The organism is Streptomyces sp. NPDC093089 (assembly GCF_044754405.1).
In the GTDB taxonomy this organism is placed as follows: Bacteria; Actinomycetota; Actinomycetes; order Streptomycetales; family Streptomycetaceae; genus Streptomyces.
In genome coordinates this window covers 13,305-37,452 of record NZ_JBIVPA010000022.1, presented here as the reverse complement: position 1 = coordinate 37,452, position 24,148 = coordinate 13,305, and the positions used below count along the sequence as shown (strand labels likewise).

Here is a 24,148-nt window from a genome sequence, read left to right as displayed (position 1 = left end):
CTGCGGGTTGCCCACACTCGATGCCGCGTTGTCGGCCCAAGTACCCTCGGGCGACAGGCATTAGCTGACCCTCCGCCGCAAAACAGCCACAGGAGCAACCTTGAACAGATGGACTGCCTGCGGAGCCATTGCCGTAGGCGCGGTCCTGCTCGGTCTCTACCTGGCAGATGTCCTCCCGTCCCCCTTCTCGATCTTCGCTGTCCTCGCCGGAACATGCCTGGCCGTCGACGGAACGCGAAGGCTCCTCGAACTCCGGCGACGCCGGCATCCGCAGAATTCTCAGACGCCGATCCTGTAGTCCGCACCTCCAAGGGGCCCTTGTAGGAGTTGAATCCGACAAGGGCCCCTTGGCTCTGAGTACGGTCGCCAGGCCTGCCCGCCCAACCGCCCACCTGGTGTTCCAGCCGAAGCACGAGGCAAGCACGGCAAGGCTCACCACACGGGCAGGACGGCCCGGGCATACCACTCGTGCGGGGGGGGGCAACGCCATGCCAGCCCGTCATCGCGTGGGCGTGCTCGATGGCGACCGCGTCCTCGGGCGTACTGGGGTGAGCCTCGGGCAGTGGCGGCGGTCGGCGGCGCGAGGATGTTCGTGGAGGCGTTTAGCGTGGTGGCCGGGCGCGTACTCCGGCGCAGGGAGGTGCGGGTCCGGGCGGACGCGGCCGTAGTCGAAGGGGAAGGGCGATGTAGTCACGCGCGGTCGATGATCGGTCGTTGGGGTGGTCGCGGGCGCTGCTGTGGCGCCCGACCGGGGCGGGTTGGGCCGTCCATGTGACGACTCGTGATCTGCGTGCGGCAGTGGCCCCGTTTGGGCGCCCGCGCTCGCCGCCGCGTGCCGGAGGACAGCACAGCTCAATGCTGCGGGTACGGCGTGGCAGGCAGGAAAGTGAACCTGGGGTATGGCCCGTCAAGGGGCACTTACGGGAAGCGTCTGTGCGCAACTGAGCCAGCGCCGCGAGCAATCGGCGGCCTCGAGCGAGGTCCGAGGAACGGCTTCCTTCCCCGCACCAGGTGACGAGGCCGGGATCGACGGCAGACCACGGCAGCCAAGCCGGAGCGAGCTCGTAGCTGATGGACGTGGTGTTCCTCCAGAACCGGGCACGGCAGGACAACCGGGCGATCATTCCAAAAGCTCGTAACCTCGTCACGCAAGTTTCCGGGGCGGCAGCCCTGTCGTCCGGTCGGCGCCGGAGCTGGAGATGGTGAATTCTTTTGCCGATTTCCACTTGCGCCTTCGGATCGAAGACGCAGGGTCGCGACAGCACTTTCGATTCGATGGCACCTTGCTCCATGGTGCGTGCGGCGCTGGGGTGGTCTGCAGCAGGCCTTGAGCGAGGGGCACCCCGGTGGCGGCGTTCGCCTCGGCAACGCCTCAGCAGGGGGACACCTCGGCCCAGTGGACTTGCCCTCGCCGTGCAGGCCCGGGTTGGCGCGGCGAGCATTCGGCAGAGATCCAGCGGTCCGCAAGGCGGTCGACTCGGTCCGGCCCACGCCGAGGAAGCGGCTGCCGCTGCGGCCGACAGCCTTGGACCCGTACACGTCGCTGGTCGAATCCGGAACCGGCTCCTACCCGCCTCGCCCGTACCCGATTCGGCGCCGAGCAGGCAGTCAAGGCCGGCTGACCCCTACCCCTGCCTGTCTCGGCGGCCGGGTGTCCTCGCTGGCCACAGTCGTTCCGCGCGGCTGCCTCATTCCACCGTCCGCGAAGCGGCCGCTTCGATGCCTGACGCCCGCAGTTTCCGTGCCAGGAGTTCCACCTCGGGCAGAGTCCCTGAGTACCGGCCGGTCAGGACCTGCTCCAGCACGGCCCTGACGTCGTCGAGGCCGATGCAGAGCTCTGCCCGCAGCACCCGCATGATGGCAGCGTTCCGCGTCTGCGGGGCTACCTGCAACCTTGCCCGCCCATGCTCGGAGAGCAGCCGAGCGCGCAGGTCCTCCGGCAGGTCACCGTCGCAAACAGCCAGGGCGAACCCGCAGGCCGGACACATCGACTCGACATCCCACCGCAGCGCCTCACCCACCAGCGCCTGGACACCGCACAACTCTGTCTCGGCACCGCATTCCTGGCACACAGCGGAGTACCTGACGGACTCGACCAAGATCGGCTTTTCCACAATCCCCCCTCAAGAAGAGAGGTTAGACGGCGGGTGGAGAACGCCCTGGGGCAACGTCGGCTGCGATCGTCTTCGCTGCGACGTCGGGCTGCACCTGGCGTCAGCCCCCGTCGGCCTTCGGGGCTCGTTGGCAAACGCTGTACAAGCGGTTCGCGCAGGGGAGCCGTGCGCGGGCGTGGGCCCGGCTCTACCGGATCATCCTGGACGAGTTCGACTCACGCGGGCAGCTCGACTGGTCCACATGTGCGATCGACTCGGTGAGCATTCGTGCCCTCAAAGGGGGCGTCTGACGGGACCGAACTCGACCGACCGCGGCAAGGAGGGGTCGAAGATCCATCTGATCTGCGACCGCACCGGTGTACCGATCTCGCTCACGGTCTCGGGTGTCAACCTGCATGACAGTCAGGCCCTGGAGCCCTTGGTTCGAGGTATCCCACCGATCCGCTCGCTCCGTCGGCCGCGTCGGCGTCGTCCGGCAAACTCCACGGCGACAAGGGCTACGGCTACGGCTACGGCTACGGCCATTTGCGCCGAAGTTGTGGCGGTCATGTCCCCCGTGCGCTTCGAGATGGGCCGTCGCGTGACGAGAGACGGCCCGTCGAACGAGGCGCATTCGACGGGCCGTTTCGAAGGGGCGGGGCCCCGGTGGGGTCAGGCGTGCGGGAAGGCCGTCAGAGGGCGCAGAGGGCGTCGATGGCGGCGTTGGTCAGGTTCGTCACTCCGGCCCCCGCAGGGCCGGCCATGTTGTATTGGTTGGTGGCGACGGCGGCCTGGGCGCCGTCCTCGCGGGTGAGGACGGCGGTGTAGTAGCCGTAGATGGCGCCGCCCTTCGTCCAGACCTTGCCGCAGGCGCCCGGGCCGTTCACCACTTCGTGGGCGAGGCCGAAGGACAAGTTGGTCTGGTCGGGGTAGGGGACGAGGGTCTTGAGCTGATTCAGCATCGACGGGGAGAGCAGGGTGCCGTCGAGCAGCGCTTCGTGGAGAGCGGCCAGGTCGTCCAGGGTGGACACCATCGCGCCCGCCGCGCCGGAGAACTGGACGTTCAGGGTGGTGACGTCGACGTAGGGGCGCTCGCCCCAGTAGTAGAGAGGGACGGCGTACCCGCGGTTGTGGTTGCCGTACAGCTTCGGGTCGGACGTGGGGTAACTCGTGCCGGTGAGGCCCAGACGGTCGATGAGGCGGGTCTGCACCTCGACAGCCGGCTCGTTGCCCGTCACCGACTTGATGACCATCCCGAGCAGAATGAAGTTGGTGTTGCTGTACTTGACACTCGTGCCCGGCGCGAACAGCGGCGCTCGCTGCATGGCCAGCTGTACCAACTGTGCGGGCGGGAACGGCTTGCTCGGGTTGTTGTACGCGTCGGTGGTGACCCTGTCGAGGTATTCGGGTACGCCTGACGAGTGGTTCAGCAGTTGGCGGATCTTGATCTTTCTTCCGTCGTTGCCGTTCCCGGTCACCACGCCCGGCAGCCACCGGTCCACGGTGTCGTCGAGCGACAGCAGGCCCTGATCGGCCAACATCATGGTGACGGCGCCGATGAACGGCTTGGTGTTGCTCCCGATGCGTACCTGCGCCCTCGGGTCCATCGGCGTCCGGGCGGTCCGGTCGCCGACACCCGCTGCCAGGTACCGGCTCGCTCCGTCCTTGCGGAGCAGGGCCGTGGCGCCGGGGTACCCGGCAGCGACTGCCGCGTTGAGTCCGTCCTGCATCACCTGGTCGGCAGTCTGGGTCGGCGCACCGTGAACCGGCCCGGCAGCCGTGCCCGTGAGTGCGACCGCCACGGCCAGGGCCGCTCCTATCTTGCGAGCGAGTAACGAAATGGTCATGGAAATCCCCTTGGTCAGCTGTGCAGCCCCTCTTGCAATGAGGCTTGCCATGAATGCAATACAGGGCGAGATGACATGAATCACATCGCCTCGAAAGGTCGCCGTAGGAGGCGGCACCAACCCGGCGAGGCGCCTACTGGGGCATGAGCGGAAATTCGGCCACACCAGGCGTCCTCTTACTTCGATCTCACGCCGTGGTCGAGCTGTTGACGTAATTCGTACAGGGAGTCAGGGGTTGCGACTCGGACGAAACGGTCCAGGAGGCGGTCGGTGTGGGCGTCGTCACCGGCGCGCACGGCATCGACGATGCTTGCTATGACGTCGCGTACGGGGGGCAGAGGATCTACCGGTGCGTCTCCGCGAGCGTCCGGCTCAGGTGTGTTCATCCTTGCTCCCGCGCATGGGGCCAATGCTCTCGGTTGTGTTCGTCCACGCCCCAAAATCCCTCACCTCTTCGCCGGTTCGACACGGCCTGACGCCGGATCTGTCGGATCGGTCGCTGCTCGTGCGCGCCGGGCGATGAAGGTGCGGCTCCCTGACTGCACGACTCTTACGGGCCTGACAGACTCTGTCGTGGCACGCTGCTTTTCTGATGAAGTCCTGTTGAAGCAATGGGGCTCCTGCAGCGGGCAGGCAATGGACTCACAGGGCATGGGGATTCGGCGTGAGCGTGAATTCAGCGGGTACGGGTGCTGCCGATGCCGGGGGTGATCTGCAGATCGATCTGCTCGGGCCGGTTCGGGCCCGTCGCGGCGGCGCGTCGCTGCTGCTGGGCCCGGCGCGACGGCAGGCGGTGCTCGCCGCCCTGGTCCTGCGCGCGCCCGACTTCGTGACCTACCAGCAGCTCCTGGACGACGTCTGGGGGGCCGCTCCCCCGGGCACGGGGCACCGGGTCCTGCCGAGCTATGTCTACGCGCTGCGCAAGGCTCTGGACGAGCCGGGCGCTGAAGGGGAACAGTCGGTTATCCGTGGGCAGCACGGCGGCTATCGCCTCATGCCCGGCAGGGCCCGGACCGACACGGCCGAGCTCGCAAGAGTGGCTGGGAGTGCCCAGCGGGCGAAGTCCGCCGGCGACCTGGATGCCGCACTCGATCATGGCAGCAGGGCTCTCGATCTGTTCCGTGGGGAGCCTTTGCCCGGTCTGCCGGGTCCACTCGCTGTTGCCGAACGGCAACGCCTGGTCCTGCAGCGGCGCGCCCTGCTCCAGGACCGGGCGGAGTGTCTGGTGTTGCTCGGTGACTACCCGGCTGCCTTGGACACCCTCCTGTCGACGCCCCTCTCACAGCCGCACGATGAGCCGCTCGCCGCTCTGCGGATGCGTGCCCTGTACGGCAGCGACCGCCAGGCCGAGGCGCTCTCCGTCTACTCCGAGACGCGCCGTCGGCTCATCGACGAGTTGGGCGTGGAACCCGGCGAGGAGCTGCGGCGCGTACACCAAGCCGTCCTACGACGGGACGATCTGCCGTTGCTCGGCCGGACCGTCCGCCCGCGCTCGGCCGTAGCCGTAGCCGCAACCGTCGCTCCTGAGCGAACCGGGTCCCAGGACCCCTTTCCCGGCCGCTCGGCCTCCGGTGGCCGAGACGATCTCCCCGGCGGAACCGACCAGCCTCACGATCCCGCCGGGTCCGATCGCACCGCCCTCCCCGGCCGGGCGGGGGCCGGGTCGCGGTCCGGGGCCCGCACTTGGCGTCGCAACGAACTTCCCGGCGACATCGTCTGCCTGGTCGGGCGCGAAAAGGAACTCGCCCTCCTCACCACCCCCGTGTCGCCGGACGCGGTGTCCGTGATGACGGTCGACGGCACGGCGGGCGTGGGCAAGACCGCCTTGGTGGTGCGTGCCGCCTGGGCGCTCGGCGACGCCCACCCCGACGGGTGTCTCTTCGTCGACCTGCACGCACATGGCAACGCACACGAGGGCGTCACCCCGCAGCGGGCCCTTCGCCGGATGCTACGTGCGGTTCACAGCGAGGACGACGCACTCCCGGACCTTGCAAACGGGCCACAGGGACCCAACGCCGCGGGAGATGACACGGACGTCCTGGCGGATCTCGTCACAGCCTGGCGCGCCGCCACCAGTGGCCTGCGGCTGCTGCTGGTCGTGGACAACGCACGCAGCGCCGAACAGGTGCGCCCGCTGTTGCCGGCCGGACCGGGCAGTCGGGTCCTGATCGTCGGCCGTCAGCGTCTGACCGGCCTCGACGCCGACCTGCGGCTCACTCTGGAGCCGCTGGGTACGGGCGCCTCCGTCGGCCTGCTCCGCGAGCTCGTCGGGGAGTTGCGGGCCGGCGGAGAGCCTGAGGCGGCACGTGAACTCGCCCAACGGTGCGGCGGCCTGCCCCTGGCACTGCGGATCGCGAGTGCCCGGCTGCAGAGCCGCCCGTCCTGGACCCTGGCCTTTCTCGCCGGCCGGATGTCCGACGACGCGCACGGCCTCACGCAGTTGCGGGCCGAGGATCGCAGCGTGGAGGCCGCCTTCCGGGTCTCGTACGACCAGCTCGGCCCGGAACTGCAGCGTGGCTTCCGCGCGTTGGGAACGAACCCCACCGCCCGCTTCGACCGGCTCACGCTCGCCGCCATGCTGGGCGGCTCTCGCGAGGAGGCGGAGGACGTTCTGGAGGATCTGGTCGACGCCAGCCTGTTGCAGCAGCCTCATCCTGGCCGATATCGGCTGCACGATCTGGTCAAGGCGCATGCGCGGCGCATGGCCGACGAGGCTCCCGAAGAAGCCGCCGCGGACCGCGACGCCGTTCTGCACCTCTACATCGCGGCGGGTCGCATGGCCAGCGACTGGGGGCCCGGCGGCTTCCCCGCACTCGCCACCGGTTCGGCCGGCCCGAGCTCGACCGCTGCCCGTTCGTCCTTCGCCGGGTGGCGGGAGGCGTCGGCGTGGCTGGGCTCGACGGGTGGCGAGCTCGTCGACGTCGTGGCCTTCGCAGCCGCCACCGATCACGCCGACCACACGTGTCTGCTGGCAGAAGCCCTCGTCGACCACCTGGCCGGACACGGTCACCACCACGAGTGCCGTACGGTCCTGGAAATCGCGCTGTCGTGCGCGGACGCCGCCACCGATCGACGGATGCCCGCGGCGCTGCGCAACTGCATGGGTGTCCTCGATGTCTACCAGGGACGGTTCCGGCAGGCAGGAACATGGTTCGCCGAGGCCTTGCAGTACAGCCGCACGGGGGGCGACCTGCGAGAAGAGGCCCGCGCGATCGCCGGGACGGGCGTCGTACTGGGGCAGCTGGGGGACACCGAGGAGGCGCTTTCCGGTCTGGACAAGGCAGTAGGGCTGGCATCCGGCCTCGCCGACGACTGGCTGACGGGGGTGTCCCACTGCAACATCGGCTCCATCCACCACCAGTTGGGGCGGCACGAAGAGGCGCTCTGGCACTACAGCGCCGCTCTGGCACTCGCGGAGAAGAACGGCCGGCCCAGGACGATCAGCAGCACCCTGTGTTTCGTGGCCGATATCGAGCTGGCGCTCGGCCGGTACGAGGTGGCCACCAGCCTGCTGAGGCGGGCCGCGGAGCTGGCCGGCGAGGTCGAGGACCTGCCGCTGCGCGCGGCGACCCTGTCGCAGCTGGCTGCCGCGGAGCACACCCGAGGCGACCTGCGCTCGGCCGTCGATCTCCACCACGAGGCGCTCTCGGCGCTCACCCCGCACACGAGCACATGGCTGGAGATGGGGGTTCGCATCCGGCTCGGCAGCACCTACGCGGCAACGGGCCGTCACACCGACGCACAGCAGGAGTTCCGGGCCGCCCTTTCCTTGCCCGGGGCCGGCGACCATGCCCTCGAACACGGGATGGCACGTGAGGGACTGGAAACCACAGACACCGTCCAGCGGCCCACCGGCCAAACCCTTGACCTGGCGATTCCAGGAGACGACGTGGCGCGACACGAACAGTGACCGGTCGTCGGCCAGCCCCGCGGACCCTCCTGGCAGGCACAGCGAGGGTGCGACCACGCGATTCATGCTCCCTGCAGCCCGATTTCAGCGCCGGAGCATCGGATTGCCCAAGAGTTGCACCCGAGTGCGGAGTTGCGGACCCGTCACATCACCGTGGTGCCGACGGGATCCCCGGGAGCAGGGACAGCATGACTGAATCAGGCACGGCTGCATGGCTCGGAGCGAAGCAGGCCACCTATGCGGCCAGACGCCCGCCGTGGACCGGGTACGTACTGGGGGGCGTCATCCTCCTCGGCGGAGGCACACCTCTGCTGATCGCGATGGCCGTGGCACTCGGCGCTTCGATACCACTGCTGGCCTTCTCACTCATGTACGCGGTGTTCGGCTGGATGCTGATCGAAAAGATCAAGCTGGCCCGGCGCGGCAGGAACGCGCGGCTCGACCTCTTCCAGCACGGCGCGGTGGTGACCACCCACGACGGGAAAGCCCACGCCTTCGGGTGGGACTCCGTCCGGGTCCACCAGGACGTACTCCACTCGCGAAAGAACGGCGTCACCGAATCAAGCCACGTATACACGCTGATCGGTGAGGACGGCGTGGCCCTCACCATCGGCGACACCCGCAGGACCTCCACCTCCCGCTACGCGGGCATCGCCGCCCACATGCAGGGGGCGGAGTTCACCGATCCCGAACAATGGGGACCGGCCATCGTGCAGGCGGTCAGCGAAACCCAGCTGCGCCGCGCCCTGGAAGACGTGGCGCGCGGGCGGGAACTCATCTTCAACACGATCAGGCTGAGCCTGAACGGGATGGAGTTCAAGGGGCAGACCCTGCCGTGGCCCCGTATTCGCGAGATGCGGCCTGTCAACGGCCGTCTCCACGTCAAGGAGGACGGCCGGCGGCTCCTCTCGATGGACGTCCCGGTGTCATCGATCCCGAACTTCCCGGTCTTCTACACCCTGGCCAAGAGACTGCACGAAGCCACACGGCAGTCCTGAGGTCCGGAGGTACGAGCATGACGGCCACCGCCGATGATCTCCTCGTCGGAGGAGCCGGTCCGCTCCAGGCACACGGGGCGACTCCTCGTCGAGCCGGGGCCACCGTGCCGCGGGGCAAGACCGACTGCCCGAACCGCTCGAAGCCCGGTCTGCTGAGACCATTGCACCAGCAGTACGCCGCTTCGGTCTCATCCCACGGGAGCCAGGAGCAACCGCAGGCTGCCATCTCTCGTTTCGGAGGGGTCTCCGGGGTCAGTGTGCCTGAAGGCGGCCGAACTACCGCCCCGAGCGTGAACCACGCGAATTCGCATGACAGTTTCGAGCCAACTCCGCGATCATCGGTCGATGACCACGGGACCGGACTTTCTGAGCCTGAGCATCGCGTGCCCTCCACCCAATGAGGGCGTCGTGGAGGTCCGCCCGATCGTCAATGGCCGGGATCTCCTGGCCGAGGTGGTCTCCGGTGGCTTGGGAGGCTCCCGGTGTCGGGGCGTAGAGCCCAGGTATCTGCTGTGCCAGGACGGGCCGTTGCATGCCACGGCGACGCCTCATGAGGTTCGTCTCGCGCGGTCCGGGTGCGGCGTGGAGGAGTGCTGTGGCGCGCTGTACATGACGGTCACGCGTATGGGGGATCATGTTGTCTGGGCAGGCTGGCGCGACCCGGCCGATCAGGACTTCGCTCTGCCGGAGCTTCGGTTCGCCGCAGGTCAGTACGAGGCCGAGGTCCTGCGAGCTGGAGAGGACCGCAGTTGGGAGTGGCCGGCAGGAGCGGTTGCGCGGTTGCTTGAGGCGGGGCTGAGGGGACGCGGGGACTGGCTCGTCAGGTGGGACTGCGAGTTGGAAGGCGTCTGGGCCTCCCGCAAGGAACCCGATCGGATCCACGTCGTCCTGATGCATCCCCGTAACCGGGCCGATGGAGATCTGCCCTGGCTGCAGTTCGGGATGACCCTCCCGGTCTCCGTGGACGCCCCATCGGACCAAGCCGAGCGCCTTGAAGCGCGGCTGACCGCAGGCGATCCCCGCGCCACCGCCGAAGTCTGGGGAGGTTCGCATGATGCCGAGCAACTGGGCTACCCATGGCCGCCGGTCGACTCGTTGTCCATGTGAACGGCGGGGAGGGACGAGGTTGGGCCTTCCCTGCCGTTGGGTACCCCCTCACAACCGCCATCCCCGTGGGGAAGCGTGACCGTGCGGGTGGGGAATTACATGACGTTGATCATGTGGGTAGTAAGGAAAAGCGTGACCGCTGACAGCACTTGCGCAGGTGCTCCGCGGCAGCTTGCCGAGGAGCGCCTGCGCCCTGCCCTCAGGGGGCGAAGGAGAGCATGCGGGGCTCATGCCTGGCGTCGTCGCCGCTCAGGCCGGAGGGAGTGATGACGAGCCGGTTCCCCACGTAGGCGTTCCGCCCGACGACCCCCATCCCGAACTCCGCCCTCGCGGTGGATGCGGGGAGCCGCAGCACGTCCGTGATCGTGTTCACGCCACCGGGGCCTGCCCGGAAGACTCGTCCGGCCCGACCGCTCGTGCCCAGCTGGTAGACGATTCCCGTCCTGCCCGGTCCGACGCGCAAGGGGTAGTAGCCGTACGAGGTCCCCTCGTTCTTCACGCCCCAGACCAGTTTCCCGGTGGCGAGGTCGTAGGCGCCGACGCGGTCGGTTCCGCCCAGCAGCACGAGCCCCCCGCCGACGACGGCCTCACGGCACGACTGGGCGTTGCCACTGGTGTCGATGGAGTCTCCGCAGTGCTTGAACCCCTGCGGCCGGGGATCGATGGTCCTGCGGACCTTGCCGCCGGGATCGAGGGCGACGACCCGCCAGTCCTCGGCATGCGTCTCCCGGTGCGCGGTGGTGATCACGGCCGGTGAGACGGAGAGCACCTGGCCGATCCTCCGCCCCGGCTCCGTCCGGTAGCGCCAGCGGACCTTGCCCGTAACCAGGTCGATCTCCCGAACCTGGTCGTACGCCTTCTCCATCGAGGTGATCGCGCAGTCGGCGACCACCAGCAGCCGGCTGCCGCCGGCCACTCTGCCGGGGTAGCACTTCCCGGGGTTCTCCATGGGGATGTCGTACAGCTTCTTCCCGTCGGCGACCTGGTACGCGGCGGCCTTCATGCTCTGGACGATCGCGACGGTGCCGCCGCTGATCGCGCTGTCCACCATGATGGTGCCGTCCCCCGCGCCCGTCTCGGTCAGCTGCTTGTGCCAGCCTGCCTTCCCGGTGCGCAGGTCGATCATCCGCAGCTGGTTGCAACGGGCGCCGGTCCATGCCTCGACGTTCTGCAGGACGATGACGACCTTGCCGTCGGGGGTCGTGTTGACCGGGGTCTCACAGACGGGGGTCGGGAGGTCGGCGCTCCACAACTGGGCTCCGTCGCTGAGCCGGTGGGCGACGACACGTTTGTAGACGGCCTGGACGGCGGTGTCGCCAACGATCCATAGGTCCTTGGTCGGGATGTTACGGCGGGGCAGGTCGGTGCGGTCGTCGACGATCCAGGCAGCGGCCTCGCCGGACCGGCGCTGCCGCGCGATCTCGGCGGTGGTGGGGATGCGGGAGGGTGACGGGGAGGGGCTGGCAGTCCCCTTCGGGGGTGGCATGGTCTTCGGCGCCGCGTCCTTCGGGGCGTCGCTCCCCGCTCGGGCGCGATCCGCTCCGGAGCGCTCGCCGAAAACGTACGCGCCAGCGCCGAAGAGCAGTAGCAGCGCGAGGATCACGGCAAGCAACGGCCACCGGCGGCGACGTGAGGGGGGCTCTGGTGGACCGTACCCCTCGGGCGCGTACGGATTGTCCGGCACAGGCCAAGGCTGCGGTCCGTGTTTGTACCAGGGCTCGTGCGGCTGCGACATGCGGTTTTCCTTTGCGACAAGGCGGGCGACCTCCCCGTACTGCTGGTCTCCGGGGAGGGTTCTGAGCAATCGTTAGTGCGGTCTGGTCCGCATGGGCGCTGTGTTTGCCTGCCCGGGGTTCCAAGGCTGCGGCAAGCCTTCGTGCGCCTCATGAACACCCTGTAGAAGATCGAGAAGCGTGGAATGTTCGCCGCGTCGGGTCGGCGAAGGGCCGGGGGTTCCGCTGGGCTGAGACACAGTGACCGACCTTTCTCAATGGCAGGTTCGACTGTTGGGCGAACCTCACTGGGCTGCCCATGGCAGGCCGGCTCGGCTCTCCTGGGGTCGCACCCAAGATTTCGGCCGCGACTGGGGTTGCCGGAGCCGGGCAGGCACTGCGACCTGGCTACGTCAGGCCGCCCACAGGCTTGACGGACTCTGGTGCACCGCGCTGCTCTTTCGATGAACTCCTGTTGAAAGGCTGGCAGCTGAAACAGGGCAAGGGCGAACATCTGTCGCTTCCGCTGAATCGACCGGTGTCCTCACAGCGCCGTGCCTCGGGTGCCACCAGCCGCGCACAAGGGCCTTGGTGTTGAGAGCCGGAGGGCGTCGGCGAGACGAACTCTCCTCACTGGAAGGCAGTGCTGGGCAGGGTGGAACTCGGTACTGGACACGAGGACGGGGTTAACGATGGACGGCCAGAGGAGACAGGCCCAGCGCGGGGATGCTTTTGCGATCTGCAAGGAGTGGCTGACGGGCTCGCCTAAGGGCTGTCCCGTAAATGATCTCCAAGTCGTCCCGGGCATCGTTGGTTGCGGTGTGATCCCCTGGTCTATCCGGCGAGGGCGAGGTTGTGCATCCGGGCGATGCCGAGCATGGCGTGGTGGACGCCGTCGCCCTTGAGGCGGCAGTCGCGGAGGATCTTCCAGGTCTTCATGCGGGCGAAGACGTGGTCGACGCGGGCCCGGACCTGCTTGTGGGACTTGTTGTGGTCTTCTTTCCAGTCCGGCAGTTCGGCCTGGCCGCGCCGCCGGCGGTGCGGGATGACGAGTCCGGTGCCCGGATAGCCGCCGTCGGCGATCGTGACGGTGTTGCCGACGGCGGCCTTGGCGCCGGATTCCTCCCATGCCTTGCAGTCGTTGCGGTTCCCGGGCAGAGGCCGGCCGACCACGACGACCAGGCGGGTGTCGGCGTCGATGACGACCTGGTGGTTGGTGGAGTACCTGTAGTTCTTCGACCGCTCGGCGATGGTGTGGTCCCGGATGGGGACCAGGGTGCCGTCCACGATCAGCACGCTGTCCTTGGCGAACCGCTTGCGGGGCTGGAGGGCGAGCATCGGCCCGAGGTGGTCGATGATTTGGTCCGCCGTCGACTTGGACACCTCGAACAGCGGAACGAGCTGGCGCATGGTCAGGTTCGTGCGCCAGTAGGCCGCAATCAGCAGGGCCCGCTCCTCCAGCGGAAGACTCCACAGCCGGCCCCTGCGGACCGCGTCCGCCCCTCTGTGTAGTACCTCGCCTCGCGGGAGCCGAGAGAGCAGCTGCTGGACTGCTGGCCCATCCTCACCGCCTCAAAGCCCGCCGTTGCTGAGGCGCTCGACAGCACTACGTGACTACGGGACCGGCAGTTGTCCGACGACGAGAAGGTGATCGTCCACGAGAACGTCGCCCGGGTACGGGCGACGCTCGACTGGATCGAGACGGCCGTGGACACCGACAAGGTCGACGTCGACGGCGAACTGGCCCGCATGCTGCAAGGCGAGTAATGGGATGCCCCGGCACCGGTCCCCGGCAGGCAGCCCAGCGGCACTCAGACACCCTGCGGTTCGTGCTCTTCGAGGCACGGCCCGCCGGGCTGGCCTTCAGGCAACTGGTCAGATCCAGCGAACTCGCAACCTCACAAGCCCGCTCAGGCCCGGCATGCCTGCGGGACACCATCACGGAACACCGCTGGCCACCACTGATCTGGACGAAAGCGGACGGCGGACGGCGGACGGCTGCAAGTTCCGCTCCGATCCCGCCGAGCTCCAGGCATACGAGCTCGCGGTCATCCGCGACAAACTCGCCAAGATCCGCCGGCGCATTACCGGCGTCGTCGCCCCGCACGCCGCCCTGTAGCCCAGGGGCCGCTGGGTCAGGCACCCTCACTCCGAGCCCGAGGACCGTCAGCCACTCACGCAAACGCCCCTGAACCGGAAGGCGATGCGGCCAACTCAAGGCCCTAACCGAGCCCTCACCAAAATTCCCACCCGACCACGGTTCTCATGAATGGATCAGGATCAGGTACTCAGGAAGACCTGGCCGCCTCGGTTCAGGTCGCCGCTCGGGGAGCCTGCTCGTTCACGCGGCCCTCCCACACCCCGGCACAGTGGGCGAGGTCTTCTGAGAGGTAGACGTGAAACCGGCGTGGCGGGTCGACGACCGTGGCCATGCACACCCGTGCGTCCCCTACATCGTGGAGCCCGTCCACGGCCTGAGCCAGACTCTCCAGCAGACCCGGATCAGATTCTCCGGTCTCCACCAGCATGTCCAGCCGGTCGCACCAGATCGCCCACAACGTGCGGGCCGAGGCCGTATTCGAAGGGACCTTCCACCGCGCGCCCGACAGCAGAGCAGCCAAGGCGGCGGGACCGCTGATGGAACCATCCCGGGCAAGAGCGCACCTCAACGCCTCGAACGTCACATCACTCCCCTGGTTCGATTTCGGTGCTCAGAACCCGTCTCCCCATCCGAAAGTGAGGTTGTACGCGCGCTGGAGTGCAGGTCGGCCGTGGCCCCCGTCGGCGTAGGCCCACGCGAGGACTGCGGAGAACCAGAGCAGAAAAACTCCCACCCCGATGCCCAGAACGACCAGCTTCCCGTTCCAGCCGAAGAAGACCAGGGCGATGGCCACGATGGCCACGCCGAGGTGGGCTCCCCGCGAGTCGAGCGACGCAGCCTTACGTGCCTCTCTGCGTTCGGCCCGCTCTGCGGCGAAGCGCCCCTCTCGAACAGACTGCGGTTCGTTCTCGTCGAAGTCCATCCCATCCCCCTGACGCTACATGGACCCGGTCCATGCCGGCAGAGGAGCATCACGGGGAGATGGACCAAATACCCAGGCGGGCTGCGGTTCGACGTGGATGTCCGTGTCGCCCAGCAGTTGGTCGCCACGGGCCCGGGTGGTGCGGGGGTCGGGGCTGACGGCAATGAAGCTGCCGAGCCGTCCTGCGTCGGTGTGGGCGGGACCGACCGGGTCACCGGGGCGGGCGCGGAGCCGGACGAGGGGGTGTCAGGGCCTGGGCGGGGGGCAGGGCCTGAGCGGGGGGGCAGGGCCTGAGCGGGGGGCAGGGCCTGGGCGGGGCAGGCCGGTGACGGATGTGAGGCGGCCGACAGTCGGGCTGGTATCGAGTCTGTCCAGCCACACCCTGCGCTCCCTGGCTGCACGGCCGCGTGCCCGGCTGCGAGGGATCGGGATCCGGGGCGCCGCCTGCCCGTCGGCCATCAGGCCCTGCTCGTCCGTGCCCACCTCCGATGTGGGAACGCATACATGCGGCTCGCCGCCTGGTTCGGCATCGGCATCGGCATCGCGACCGTGTACCGATACGTACGTGAGGTGGTCGACGTACCGGCCACCGATCCTGCCTGCCGTACTGCTCGCGGCGACGCTGCGCGCCGGACGCCTCGCCCACGAGCACGAAGGCGAGGGCGATCGGGAGGGCGAGGGTGATGACCGGGCGTCGGCTTGCGGACTTGGGAAGGTGGACGCCGACCACGCGCGGGGACCACTGGAGACGGCGGACGAGGCCGTCAGGGGCCGCGGTGTGGAGCTGTTCGGCGTGGAGCCGGCCACCCGCAGGAGCAGATACGCAGATGCCTCGACTTCCACCGCTGAGGCGTCGTTCGGGCAGGACCTTCCGCCCGGCGTCGAGAAGGGGATGGCGGGGGTCGCGGACGGCTGCCGTCGGGGGCGTGCCCTGGAAGTGGTGTCGGGGCGTGGTGCGGGGCGAGAGGTGGTGGGCGGCGCTGTGGGGGTTCATGCCCTGGCGCCCGCTGACGCCCGTGCTGCGCGGGTCCACCGCCACGGTGGGGCAGGGGCGGCCTCCTGTTCGTCCGGGCGTCATTGGCTCAACAAATGACGGTCGCTCCGGCGTGGTTGACGCGCGTCGACCGGGCCGTCAGTCTCGGGGGGACCCTCACTCCTGGGTCACCTCTGATTCGTGAGGCCATGGAGGATCGATGTCTAGACGCCCGCTGCGTTCCCTGCCGTTTCGCCTACTTCTCTCGCTTGTCATGATCATGACTGCTTCGTTGGGTGGGGTGGTCGCCACCGCCGGCACCGCCCAGGCCGACGGCTGCTACACCTGGTCGCGCACCCTGTCCCAGGGCGCCTCCGGCTCAGACGTCACGGCGCTGCAGATCCGCGTGGCCGGATATCCCGGATACGGCGGGGTGCTGGCGATCGACGGCTCCTACGGTCCCGCAACGGCGGCCGCCGTCAAGCGCTTCCAGGCCGCCTACGGTCTGGCCTCCGACGGTGTCGCGGGACCCGCGACCTTCAGCAAGATCTACGCGCTCCAGGACGACGACTGCACCCCCCTCCACTTCTCCTACGCCGAACTCAACAACTGCAACACCACCTGGGCCGGCGGCGCCGTCAGCGCGGCCACCGCCAAGTCCAACGCCCTGCGCACGATGTGGAAGCTGGAGGCCCTGCGGCACGCCCTCGGCGACCAGAGCATCCGCGTCACCAGCGGCTTCCGCAGCCAGGCCTGCAACGACGCCGCCGGCGGCGCCACCTCGAGCCGCCACCTCTACGGAGACGCGGCCGACCTGGGTGCCGGACCCCACTCACTGTGCACGCTGGCCCAGCAGGCCCGTAACCACGGCTTCAACGGGATCCTCGGCCCCGGCTACCCCGGACACAGCGACCACGCCCACGTCGACCACCGCGACGCCCGCTTCTGGTCGGCGTCCAGCTGCGGCATCTGACGACACGACGGCGTTCCGTTTCCTCGTACTCCCCGGCCCGGACAGCGCACGGCCGCCCGATACCGGATCGCGGGACGCCGTAGAGCGCTGACACCCTGCCCGCATGGACGACGCGGAAGTACTCCTCATCGGCGGGCGGGCAGGGGTCGGCAAGACGACCGTGGGCTGGGAGGTCTCGGCGCTGCTGCGCGCCGAGGCCATCCCCCACGCCATCGTCGACGGCGACTTCATGGGGCAGGTGCACCCCGCCCCGGCAGGCGACCCCGACCGCTCGGCGATCACCGAGGTCAATCTGACGGCCGTATGGGCGAACTTCTCCCACCGGGGCTACCGGCACCTGATCTACACGAACACCGCCAGCGTGCTCCCCGAGGCCACCGGCATGTTCCAGCGGTCCATGGGCACCGGCGTACGGATCGTGCGCGTGCTGCTCACCGCGTCCGACGCCACCACCCGTCAGCGGCTGACGGGCCGGGAGCTCGGCTCGGGACTGGAGGAGGAGTGGGCCCGCAGCGTCCGCACCGCGCGACTCCTGGACCGGCGGGCGGTGGCGGGGACCGTGCGGGTGGCCACCGATGCCAGGCGCGTCGTGGACATCGCGCGGGATGCGGTGGCAGCCACCGGCTGGACAGGGAGGGAAGATTCGGTCCGCGGGGTGTGACGCGTGCCGGTCAGGCCGTCGCCGGGGGGCGGGAATCACCGCGACCGGCCAGGACTGTGCCCCCGCCCGTGGGGATTGGATGGTGGGGGTGCCAGCGAGTTGAGGTGTGCAGGTCCGGAGAGCGGGAGGGCGGGGAGGTTGTATCCGCGCATACCTGCCGGCTCACCGCTCCTTGCCCTTGCCATCCCCTCCCTCCCCTCCCTCCCCTCCCTCCCCTCCCTCCCCTCCCTCCCCTTCCTCCCTTTCTCCTGTCGCGCGCGACGGCGGGTTCGGTCTCAAGGTCGAAGTCGTGGGTGTCGTCGGCGTTGTCCGGGACGATCCGGTCGTCGAGGCGCATCAAGGTGAGGGCCGCGGTCGTCGCGCCGGAGCGGTCGCAGACGTTCGCGAGGGCGGCATCCGGCCCCGGCGAGCTCAGCGGTCACACAGGGCAGGACTGTTTGCGCTAAGCATGATCGTTTCGGCAGTGAACCCTCGGGCTGCCGGGCGCGGTCGAGCAGGCTGAAGAGACGCACACCGGTAGATCTGAGGTCGGCCCGTGAAGGTGTGCGGGCTTTCCGTTCCTGATCGAGTGAAAGCGAATCCCTGTGCTGAAGAAGTCTCTTGTCGCGGCCGCTGCCGCGGCGATGGCGTTCATGCCGGCCGGCGTTGCGGCGGCCGACGATGTGGTGCGCGTGGTGGAGAGCGCGGAGGTGACCATCCCGGTCGCCAGCGGCGGGTACCCGGGCCGCGCGGCGGCGGTGGCGGAGTGCCCGGCTGGCGAGACCCGGACCGGCGGCGGCGCCGTGGTGACCGCAGGGAACTCCTACGCCGACCGCTACCAGCTCGGCGCGAGCATCCCCATCGCCGGGGAGAGCTGGTGGGCGTTCGCGACGAACTCCGACACCAGCAACCCGGGCAAGCTGAAGGCGTACGCGATCTGCGCGAAGGTCGTCAAGAACCCGACCCTCACGACCCCGTGATCGACGCCGCCGGTCAGCGTCTGGTTCAGATGCAGACCGCGGCGAGCTGAAGCGCGGCCCGGCAGGCGATGGCACGTTCGCTGCATCGCGCAGCCGGGCCGCGCTGCTGCGCGAGGCAGCTGATGCGCTGCTCTACAGCGGTGTTCACCGCCGTACCTTCTTTGGCCGTTCGTGCGGCGGTCCTCGACGTGGTCTTCCGCACCGGCTGCAGGTCGTGCTCCACATGACCGACCCGCTCGGCGGCATCCTCGGGCTTCGCGCCCGCAGGACGCTGCGCTTCCCTGCGCGTTCACGGAGCCCTTCCTGGCGGTACGCGGCCTTCACCGGCCGGGGCCCTGAGGCCCCGGCCGTGGTGGCGGGCGACGAACGAGGGCCGGGGATCAGTCGGTGTCGATGCCGGACGCGGCGAAGATCTCCGCTGCCTCCGGCACCGCCAGGACGCCGTCCTCCACGAACGTCACCTCCCGCAGGTTCGGCAGCAGGGCGAGGTCGTCGAGCGAGCGAACGTCGAACAGGTCGTCCTCACCGTCCCAAGCGGGGGCGCAATGCCGAAAGACGTCCGCCCCTGCGTCGAAGCACAGCTCCTCCACTCGGGCGAGCAGCTCGGCCGGGATCTCCAGAGACTCGAAGTGGGCCCGGGACTCCGGCAGCACCTCCGCATGGAGGCCATTTGCCAAGGCGTAGGACGCGGGGTCGCCGATCCCCCGCTCAGCCAGCCGTGTCGACAGGTCGTAGACCGGGAGGAGCGGCTCGGGGCCGTACATGAGCTCCTCGATGACGAGCAGCTTGAGGTTGAAATCGCGGAACTGACTCATGAGGCATGACTACCACGGAGGTACGACACGGGTCCTGCGCCGGCCCCGGCCGGGCGGAGGCAGGCGGCGGTCGGGGCGCGGGTTCCGTGGTCGTACATGTGGCGACAGGATGTCGGCGGCGCCCAGCAGTGTGTCGACATGACTGACCTGCGCGCGCAGGCAGCACGATTCGGGGGTCCGCACGTTCGCCGGCTGTTGCACCCGCTGGGTGACCTGCCTGCAGCCATTACCGGCACACCATCCCGAACCTACCGCTCATCGGCGACATCCTCCCGCAGGGGCCTCACCGCCGCCGCCTCATGGCAGACACTCAGCACTGTGCCGAAAGGGGCGTGCCCGAAGCACCACCGTCCACTCCATGCCGGCCCCCGGAGCCACGCCGACGCAGTGATCCAGCAAGGCGCTGCCGCTGCTCTACCTGTATGGGCTGTCCTCGGGGGACTTCGTGCCCGCGCTGGAACAGTTCCTCGGCTCGGCGGCCGGACTGTCGCCGGCCACCATGACCCGGCTGACGAGGCAGCGGCAGAACGGCCACGCCGCCTTCCAGCAGCGCGACCTCGCTGAGTCCGACTACGTGTACGTGTGGGCGGACGGAGTGCACCCCAAGGTTCGACTCGGGCAGGCGCGCTCCTGCGTCCTGGTGCTGATGGGTGTGCGCCTGGACGGCACGAAGGAGCTGATCGCGCTGGCCGAGGGGCTGCGTGAGTCGGCCGAGTCGTGGGCCGACCTGCTGCGCGACTGTCGCCGCCGGGGCATGCGCGATCCCGAGCTGGTCGTCGGCGACGGCGCGATGGGGTTGTGGAAGGCACTGGCGGAGGTGTTCCGGCTGCCCGCCATCAGCGGTGCCGGGTCCACAAGGGCCGGAATGTCACGAACGCCCTGCCGAAGTCCGCGCAGCCGAGCGCGACGAGGGCGATGCAGGAGATCGACAACGCCGAGGACCGCGCGCACGCCGAGAAGGCGATCGAGGCGTTCGCGAAGACCTACGGCACCAAGTTCCCCAAGGCCGTCGCGAAGATCGCCGAAGACTGGGAGGAACTGCTGGCGTTCTACGGCTTCCCGGCCGAGCACTGGATCCACCTGCGGACCACGAACCCGATCGAGTCGACCTTCTCCACGGTCAAGCTCCGCAGCAAGGTCACCCGCGGCGCCGGCAGCCCGGCCGCAGCCCTCGCCATGGTGTTCAAGCTCGTCGAGTCCGCCCAGGCCCGCTGGCGCGCGGTCACCGGAGCCCACCTCGTCGCCCTGGTCCGCGCGGGCGCCGCGTTCGAAGACGGCGTCCTGGTCGAAGACGGCGTCCTGGTCGAGCGCGCACAGGCCGCCGCTGCCTGATCACGCGTCACCCGAACCACAGCTCTTTATAGTGTTGTCACCTCGGTCGGGCGGCTTGCGCGATCGGTGTTCCCGCGCCGGATTCCAGGGGGCCGCATGTCCACGATTCCACCTGAGGTGGCGGCTTTCGTCGCTGAGGCGTCGGGGCTGACGGCGGAGGTTCTGGACGAGATCCGGCACGCCACCGCCACAGCGGTGGCTTCGGGCGCGTACGACCACTCTGTCGTACCGAAACTCTCCGCGTCGCAGTTCAGCGCACTGAACAAGCGGGTGCGCGACGCCTTCGCCGCACGCGCCGAAGAACTGTCGAGTTACCGCTCCGGCGGGCTGCGCGCGGCGATCTCCCGGACCGTGCTCACCGCGCAGACGGTGTGGAAGCGCGAAACGCTGACCGTCGGCCAGTACGCGACCCTCACCGCGCCCTTCACCACCTCGGGTGTGACCCTGCCGGACCGAACTCCTAGCTGATCGCTTCAGAACGCGATGGAGCCGAAGTCACCGTGGCGCTTCCGCCGTGATCCGTTCCGCGACTGTCCTGGCGCCGCCTGCCGGGCGAGCTGGTGGCCGAGTCCGCGTCGGGCCTCGGGAGAGCACGGGGCAAGTCGGCGGCCTGGGTCCCTGCGGGCGGTCTCTCACCGATCAGGTGTCCGCTCCCCCGCGATCGATGACGGACGTCTCGAGCGGCGTGCGCACGCAGCCCCAGAACGCTTCGAGGCCGGCCTCGAAGTCCACCGCCGAACCTACGAAGAGGGCCGTCTCGTCGGGCGCGACGTAGATCTTTCCGCCGCCGCGGGCGGCGTGCACCAGGCAGACGCCGAGGCCGTCGGGGAGCTCGACGAAGCTCAGCACCGGGTCGTCCGCGAGTGTGGCGAACAGGGCGCGGCCGACCGCGACCAGCCGGTTCTCGTCGGGGTCGGAGGTGATCGGGGCAGAACTCCTGAATGCCGTCATGCGCGCCTTCCTCGGACCGGCGTGCGCCGCAGCAGCAAGCCGGACGACTCGCCCGGCGCGCCGACCGGACGTCTGCCCCGGTGGTCGGTTCGAAGGCCGTGGCGAGCGACTCGGCCGGCAGCGCGCGAACCCGGTCGACGAACCGTTCGGTGGCCGCGTCGAGCATGGACCGGTCCCCTTCGCTCATTCGGGAACGGCGATGGGCGTCATCGCCTTGATCTTGCCGAAGTTCGGCGTGTGCCAGTCCTCGCGGACTTCGCCGGTGCGCTTGTCGATGAAGATCGCGAGGTTGTCCCACCGGCCGAACGCCTCCCGGCCGTCGACGAGGAACTCCCGCGCACCCCAGACCGGCAGGTAGTCCACGGCGTCCTCGTACCACTCCGGCGCGATGTACAGCTCGCCCGAGATCGCCGGCGGATGCTCGGCGAAATACGCCACGAGCAGGCTCCTGGCTTCGGAGGGGATCAGCATGACTCCGATCTCGCGCACGCGCGCCATCGACCCGTAGCTGTCCAGCCCGACTTTCTGCATCAGCAGGTCGTCGTGCCGGTGGCGACGGCCGGCCTCGACGAGCGAACGAGCTGCCTCAGAGTCCGTCAGGAGGCGCTCATACTCCGCCTCACCCAACACGTAGTACTCCTCGCAGTCGACAACACGGCGCCCGTCTCATCTTCACCGCTCCAGACTCTGACGATCTCCAGATCAAAGGCAAGCGACATCCTCCGGGGCATCAACCCAGCCGGCTGTTCAAGCAGTCAGCCACAAGTATTGACGATTGCTCTGCTCGTTCTGACGCCGAGCCGTATCCAGGAGTCGAGCCCAGGACGTGACGTTCAGGCGACGTTTCAGCAAGGCCCGGCGCTCACGTTCCCCCATGCCGCCCCCACCTATCCTGCTCCACCCGTTGATCGAGCCCGTACAGCAGGTGCTCGGCCTGCACAGGGCAGCCGGTGCGCAGTGCATTCGCGTGGCTGTGCCGCTCCCTCGACGGACAGGTCGTCCGCTCGCGCCGTCCTGCACAGTCCCGACGACATCCAGGTCGTGTCGATGCGTCTCGACGCATCCACCGATCTCTGCGCACCCGCCTGCTCGGTGATGTTCGGCAGAGCAGGCAAGCTGCGTAAGCACGTGCCACGGGTCTGCACCCCGCCGCCCCGTACCCAGAGCTGGATCACCGGGCCTCGATCCTCACTGCCGCTCATCCAAACGGATGGCGCGCCGCAGTTCATCAGCCGCCTCCTGGCTCGTGCCCTCGCGCTGCTCCAGCAGCGCCGCGGCAATCGCGTCCAGCTTGCGCTGAACGGCGTGCGTGTCACGCCGTTCGGCGTTCTTCAGCAAAGCCAGCAGTAGAAGGTTGACCGACGTCATGAGGTCTCCGGCGAAGATCAGCCAGGACAGCGGCGGGTGCACGAGGTGCAGGGCGATCGTGCCGAAGACCAGGAGCACGCACAGCACGTAGAAGAACGGGGAGCTGGTGACGTTCGACGCCCGATCAGAGAACGCAGCGAACCAGTCACGACCGGCACCGCCTCGCTTGGCGGGATGATCAGTGGTCATGCCCGCCATGCTCCCAGCACACACCCTCCCCCGCGGGGACCACGAGTTGGCGGGCGCGCCCGGGTCCTCCTCTGCCCACACTCGTCCATCGCCACCACGCGTGCCTGTGTGCAGTGCAGTGCAGTGCAGTGCAGTGCAGGGAGCCCTCGCCAACTTGAAGTCGCATGTCAAAGGGCTGGTGTGATCGGTTCTCGTGGTGCTCGTGCTGGTCGCGGGCGGAAGTCTGCGGACAAGATCGTCCGTTAGCGGTCGACTTCGAGGTTCGTCAGGACGAGCAGAGCACGCAGGAGTTGGGTGGCGTGGGCGGGATCGGTACGGAGTTTGGTGAGGATCCGCCAGTTCTTGAGGTGGGCGAAGCCGCGCTCGACCGGTGCGCGTCCGACGGCGAGGACGCGGTTGGCTTCCTTCTGACCGGCGGTGAGTTTGTGGGTGCGGCTGGCGGTGTAGCCGGTGATGATCACGGGGTCGCGGATGTCGTTGTCCAGGCCGCGGAAGCCGAGGCCGGCCAGAGCGCCGAGGCCGGCGGCGCGTAGGTGGGCCAGGATGTGGTCGTGGCGGGCGGCGGTGTTGTCGTGGGTGCGGCCGGGCCGGGCGGCGGAGATCCAGATCAGGCGGCTGCTCTCGTCGGTCAGGGCGAGGAAGTGCAGGCCGTGGCTGCGGTGCTTGACGCCTCTATGTTCGTCAAGTTGCCCTGGTCGCCATCGAAGTGCTGATGATCTTGAAGATCTGCCGGGCGAGATACCGCTTGAGGCATCTGATGATCTCTCTTCTGGTTCGACCTTCCGCGGTCCGTCGCGCAAGGTAGGCACGCGTCTCGGGGTGGTCGCGAAGCCGAGTAAGGGCGATGCGGAAGAGAGCTGCATTGGCCTGGCGGTCGCCACCGCGGTTCAGCCGACGCCGCTGACTCTTGCCGGACGACCGTTCGACCGGGCTCACTCCGCACAGTGCGGCGAAGGACGCCTCGCTGGAGAAGCGCTCCGGGTCGTCCCCGGCCGCGACCAGGAGCGCCGCGGCCGAGTCCGGTCCGACTCCGTGGAGTTCCAGCAGGTCAGGGGCAGTGTCCTGAACCCGTTGTTTGATCATTCGAGTTCGTCCAGTTCCGCGCGCCGCGCGGTGATCCGTACCAGCAGCTCGGGATCCAGCATGCACAGATCGTAGAAGCCTATTGGTGGGGCTTTCCGGAAAAGGGTGTGATCGAGTGGCTTTGTTCACGAGCCGACAGCGCCTGTACACGGGT

Annotated in this window: 20 protein-coding genes and 7 pseudogenes; 12 read left to right on the top strand and 15 right to left on the bottom strand. The window is 68.8% G+C overall.

The annotated features are described in order from the left end of the window. Positions 1-1,688: 1,688 nt before the first annotated feature. Positions 1,689-2,114: a hypothetical protein gene (locus ACIQFX_RS36320; protein ID WP_402472215.1), complete on the bottom strand. Its 426-nt coding sequence runs from the start codon at positions 2,112-2,114 to the stop codon at positions 1,689-1,691. A gap of 59 nt (positions 2,115-2,173) precedes the next feature. Here ACIQFX_RS36320 and ACIQFX_RS36315 point away from each other — a divergent pair. Continuing rightward, positions 2,174-2,648: pseudogene (locus ACIQFX_RS36315) on the top strand (transposase); the annotation flags it as partial. 137 nt (positions 2,649-2,785) lie between these two features. Here ACIQFX_RS36315 and ACIQFX_RS36310 read toward each other — a convergent pair. Further along, complete coding sequence (locus ACIQFX_RS36310) at positions 2,786-3,940, bottom strand: serine hydrolase domain-containing protein (protein ID WP_402472212.1); 1,155 nt, start codon at positions 3,938-3,940, stop codon at positions 2,786-2,788. A gap of 664 nt (positions 3,941-4,604) precedes the next feature. Between ACIQFX_RS36310 and ACIQFX_RS36305 the strand changes: the two genes are divergently transcribed. The 3 genes from ACIQFX_RS36305 to ACIQFX_RS36295 all read left to right on the top strand — a co-directional run bounded on the left by ACIQFX_RS36305 (position 4,605) and on the right by ACIQFX_RS36295 (position 9,955). Next, entirely contained in the window at positions 4,605-7,850 is a 3,246-nt protein-coding gene (locus ACIQFX_RS36305; RefSeq protein ID WP_402472211.1) for an AfsR/SARP family transcriptional regulator, read from the top strand. Positions 7,851-8,038: 188 nt separating this feature from the next. After that, positions 8,039-8,848, top strand: coding sequence for a DUF6585 family protein (locus ACIQFX_RS36300; protein ID WP_402472209.1), 810 nt, complete (start codon positions 8,039-8,041; stop codon positions 8,846-8,848). Between the two features lie 345 nt (positions 8,849-9,193). Then, a complete protein-coding gene (locus ACIQFX_RS36295) occupies positions 9,194-9,955 on the top strand; it encodes a hypothetical protein (RefSeq protein ID WP_402472207.1) in 762 nt (253 codons plus the stop codon). Positions 9,956-10,154: 199 nt separating this feature from the next. Here the strand turns inward: ACIQFX_RS36295 and ACIQFX_RS36290 are convergent, their stop codons facing one another. Together ACIQFX_RS36290 and ACIQFX_RS36285 are read right to left on the bottom strand one after the other, a co-directional pair. Beyond that, a complete protein-coding gene (locus ACIQFX_RS36290) occupies positions 10,155-11,558 on the bottom strand; it encodes a PQQ-binding-like beta-propeller repeat protein (RefSeq protein WP_402472206.1) in 1,404 nt (467 codons plus the stop codon). 943 nt (positions 11,559-12,501) lie between these two features. Next, a pseudogene (locus ACIQFX_RS36285) lies at positions 12,502-13,170 on the bottom strand (transposase); the annotation flags it as partial. 111 nt (positions 13,171-13,281) lie between these two features. On the opposite strand from ACIQFX_RS36285, the pseudogene ACIQFX_RS36280 reads away from it, so the two are divergent. Together ACIQFX_RS36280 and ACIQFX_RS36275 are read left to right on the top strand one after the other, a co-directional pair. After that, positions 13,282-13,434, top strand: a pseudogene (locus tag ACIQFX_RS36280) (DUF6192 family protein); the annotation flags it as partial. Continuing rightward, positions 13,434-13,783: pseudogene (locus ACIQFX_RS36275) on the top strand (hypothetical protein); the annotation flags it as partial. The pseudogenes ACIQFX_RS36280 and ACIQFX_RS36275, both read left to right, overlap by 1 nt. A gap of 196 nt (positions 13,784-13,979) precedes the next feature. Here the strand turns inward: ACIQFX_RS36275 and ACIQFX_RS36270 are convergent. From ACIQFX_RS36270 to ACIQFX_RS36260, 3 genes and pseudogenes are all read right to left on the bottom strand, one after another. After that, positions 13,980-14,351 carry a hypothetical protein gene (locus ACIQFX_RS36270; RefSeq protein ID WP_402472204.1) on the bottom strand — a complete coding sequence of 124 codons (372 nt, stop codon included), beginning with the start codon at positions 14,349-14,351 and terminating at the stop codon, positions 13,980-13,982. Positions 14,352-14,378: 27 nt separating this feature from the next. Continuing rightward, positions 14,379-14,690: a hypothetical protein gene (locus tag ACIQFX_RS36265; protein ID WP_402472202.1), complete on the bottom strand. Its 312-nt coding sequence runs from the start codon at positions 14,688-14,690 to the stop codon at positions 14,379-14,381. 15 nt (positions 14,691-14,705) lie between these two features. Continuing rightward, positions 14,706-14,915 (bottom strand): annotated as a pseudogene (locus ACIQFX_RS36260) (hypothetical protein); the annotation flags it as partial. A gap of 135 nt (positions 14,916-15,050) precedes the next feature. On the opposite strand from ACIQFX_RS36260, the gene ACIQFX_RS36255 reads away from it, so the two are divergent. The 4 genes from ACIQFX_RS36255 to ACIQFX_RS36240 all read left to right on the top strand — a co-directional run bounded on the left by ACIQFX_RS36255 (position 15,051) and on the right by ACIQFX_RS36240 (position 18,256). Further along, positions 15,051-15,374, top strand: a complete 324-nt coding sequence (locus ACIQFX_RS36255; protein ID WP_402472384.1) for a transposase family protein — start codon at positions 15,051-15,053, stop codon at positions 15,372-15,374. Positions 15,375-15,943: 569 nt separating this feature from the next. Beyond that, the gene (locus ACIQFX_RS36250; protein WP_402472200.1) at positions 15,944-16,636 is read left to right on the top strand and encodes a D-Ala-D-Ala carboxypeptidase family metallohydrolase; all 693 of its coding nucleotides are present in this window, start codon (positions 15,944-15,946) and stop codon (positions 16,634-16,636) included. 103 nt (positions 16,637-16,739) lie between these two features. Next, positions 16,740-17,297 carry a hypothetical protein gene (locus tag ACIQFX_RS36245; protein WP_402472198.1) on the top strand — a complete coding sequence of 186 codons (558 nt, stop codon included), beginning with the start codon at positions 16,740-16,742 and terminating at the stop codon, positions 17,295-17,297. A 584-nt stretch (positions 17,298-17,881) separates the two neighbouring features. After that, positions 17,882-18,256 (top strand): hypothetical protein, encoded by a 375-nt coding sequence (locus ACIQFX_RS36240; protein WP_402472196.1) that lies wholly within the window; start codon positions 17,882-17,884, stop codon positions 18,254-18,256. A 25-nt stretch (positions 18,257-18,281) separates the two neighbouring features. On the opposite strand, the gene ACIQFX_RS36235 is transcribed toward ACIQFX_RS36240, so the two are convergent. Together ACIQFX_RS36235 and ACIQFX_RS36230 are read right to left on the bottom strand one after the other, a co-directional pair. Then, positions 18,282-18,404 (bottom strand): hypothetical protein, encoded by a 123-nt coding sequence (locus tag ACIQFX_RS36235; RefSeq protein ID WP_402472194.1) that lies wholly within the window; start codon positions 18,402-18,404, stop codon positions 18,282-18,284. A gap of 232 nt (positions 18,405-18,636) precedes the next feature. Further along, complete coding sequence (locus ACIQFX_RS36230) at positions 18,637-19,071, bottom strand: DUF6892 domain-containing protein (RefSeq protein WP_402472191.1); 435 nt, start codon at positions 19,069-19,071, stop codon at positions 18,637-18,639. Between the two features lie 394 nt (positions 19,072-19,465). Between ACIQFX_RS36230 and ACIQFX_RS36225 the strand changes: the two are divergent. Further along, positions 19,466-20,403 (top strand): annotated as a pseudogene (locus ACIQFX_RS36225) (IS256 family transposase); the annotation flags it as partial. A gap of 96 nt (positions 20,404-20,499) precedes the next feature. Further along, complete coding sequence (locus ACIQFX_RS36220; protein WP_402472189.1) at positions 20,500-20,871, top strand: hypothetical protein; 372 nt, start codon at positions 20,500-20,502, stop codon at positions 20,869-20,871. Between the two features lie 171 nt (positions 20,872-21,042). Here the strand turns inward: ACIQFX_RS36220 and ACIQFX_RS36215 are convergent, their stop codons facing one another. The 6 genes and pseudogenes from ACIQFX_RS36215 to ACIQFX_RS36190 all read right to left on the bottom strand — a co-directional run bounded on the left by ACIQFX_RS36215 (position 21,043) and on the right by ACIQFX_RS36190 (position 23,994). Then, entirely contained in the window at positions 21,043-21,354 is a 312-nt protein-coding gene (locus ACIQFX_RS36215) for a hypothetical protein (RefSeq protein WP_402472186.1), read from the bottom strand. Positions 21,355-21,537: 183 nt separating this feature from the next. Further along, on the bottom strand, positions 21,538-21,984 hold the full coding sequence (locus ACIQFX_RS36210) for a hypothetical protein (protein ID WP_402472184.1): 447 nt from the start codon (positions 21,982-21,984) through the stop codon (positions 21,538-21,540). A 117-nt stretch (positions 21,985-22,101) separates the two neighbouring features. Beyond that, a pseudogene (locus ACIQFX_RS36205) lies at positions 22,102-22,388 on the bottom strand (WhiB family transcriptional regulator). Positions 22,389-22,542: 154 nt separating this feature from the next. Beyond that, a complete protein-coding gene (locus tag ACIQFX_RS36200) occupies positions 22,543-22,911 on the bottom strand; it encodes a hypothetical protein (protein ID WP_402472181.1) in 369 nt (122 codons plus the stop codon). Between the two features lie 242 nt (positions 22,912-23,153). Continuing rightward, positions 23,154-23,711 carry a transposase family protein gene (locus ACIQFX_RS36195; protein WP_402472381.1) on the bottom strand — a complete coding sequence of 186 codons (558 nt, stop codon included), beginning with the start codon at positions 23,709-23,711 and terminating at the stop codon, positions 23,154-23,156. Continuing rightward, on the bottom strand, positions 23,593-23,994 hold the full coding sequence (locus ACIQFX_RS36190) for a transposase (RefSeq protein ID WP_402472178.1): 402 nt from the start codon (positions 23,992-23,994) through the stop codon (positions 23,593-23,595). The genes ACIQFX_RS36195 and ACIQFX_RS36190 overlap by 119 nt, the downstream gene beginning before the upstream one ends. Positions 23,995-24,148 lie beyond the last annotated feature (154 nt).

Excerpts from the sequence above, each read along its gene's own strand:
- ACIQFX_RS36310 (WP_402472212.1), bottom strand. The coding sequence starts at position 3,940 with ATGACCATTTCGTTACTCGCTCGCAAGATAGGAGCGGCCCTGGCCGTG.
- ACIQFX_RS36230 (WP_402472191.1), bottom strand. The coding sequence starts at position 19,071 with ATGAGTCAGTTCCGCGATTTCAACCTCAAGCTGCTCGTCATCGAGGAG.
- ACIQFX_RS36265 (WP_402472202.1), bottom strand. The coding sequence starts at position 14,690 with ATGGACTTCGACGAGAACGAACCGCAGTCTGTTCGAGAGGGGCGCTTC.
- ACIQFX_RS36300 (WP_402472209.1), top strand. The coding sequence starts at position 8,039 with ATGACTGAATCAGGCACGGCTGCATGGCTCGGAGCGAAGCAGGCCACC.
- ACIQFX_RS36250 (WP_402472200.1), top strand. The coding sequence starts at position 15,944 with ATGACTGCTTCGTTGGGTGGGGTGGTCGCCACCGCCGGCACCGCCCAG.
- ACIQFX_RS36190 (WP_402472178.1), bottom strand. The coding sequence starts at position 23,994 with ATGATCAAACAACGGGTTCAGGACACTGCCCCTGACCTGCTGGAACTC.
- ACIQFX_RS36295 (WP_402472207.1), top strand. The coding sequence starts at position 9,194 with ATGACCACGGGACCGGACTTTCTGAGCCTGAGCATCGCGTGCCCTCCA.
- ACIQFX_RS36200 (WP_402472181.1), bottom strand. The coding sequence starts at position 22,911 with ATGACCACTGATCATCCCGCCAAGCGAGGCGGTGCCGGTCGTGACTGG.
- ACIQFX_RS36220 (WP_402472189.1), top strand. The coding sequence starts at position 20,500 with ATGTCCACGATTCCACCTGAGGTGGCGGCTTTCGTCGCTGAGGCGTCG.
- ACIQFX_RS36245 (WP_402472198.1), top strand. The coding sequence starts at position 16,740 with ATGGACGACGCGGAAGTACTCCTCATCGGCGGGCGGGCAGGGGTCGGC.
- ACIQFX_RS36215 (WP_402472186.1), bottom strand. The coding sequence starts at position 21,354 with ATGACGGCATTCAGGAGTTCTGCCCCGATCACCTCCGACCCCGACGAG.